At 66.5% G+C, this 469-nt stretch carries 1 pseudogene; it reads right to left on the minus strand.

The annotated features are described in order from the left end of the window. A pseudogene (locus H3221_RS25550) lies at window positions 1-456 on the minus strand (hypothetical protein); the annotation flags it as partial. Window positions 457-469: the final 13 nt, after the last annotated feature.

The following is a 469-nucleotide window of genomic DNA, read 5'->3' on the forward strand; positions in this document are numbered from 1 at the left end:
CGGCACGGTGAGCGGGTCACCGGCGCCACCACCCCGACTTATGGCCACGCTGAGCGTGGTGATGGCCGTGCCGCCCTCGATGTCGATACGGTGCTGGACGCGCCGGCACTTGCCCTGCGCCAGGGCTTTGTCTTCAAGGCGCAGGGTGTGCACCCTGTCGATGCCGAGCGCCAGGTCAGTCGGTACCTGCCAACTCAGCGTGGTGCCACGGTGGGCGCTCAGCAGCTGCACCGTCCCGCCCCACAACAGGGTGAGCAGCGCCGCGTTGCGTCGCAATTCATCCGACAGGTCGGTGGATTCAGGGATGCCGGAAACAGGCCGGCTCGACTCCCAGTCATCCGCCTGGCTGCTTTCGATGGCCACGCTGCCGCTTTCGCGGGCAATCACTTGGGTGGCTTCGTTCTCGCCGCCCAAGGCAGTCATTACCAGCTTGTAGCTCTCGGTTACCTGTTGCACCCAGCGGCGCCCG

The organism is Pseudomonas chaetocerotis, assembly GCF_015712105.2.
GTDB lineage: Bacteria > Pseudomonadota > Gammaproteobacteria > Pseudomonadales > Pseudomonadaceae > Aquipseudomonas > Aquipseudomonas chaetocerotis.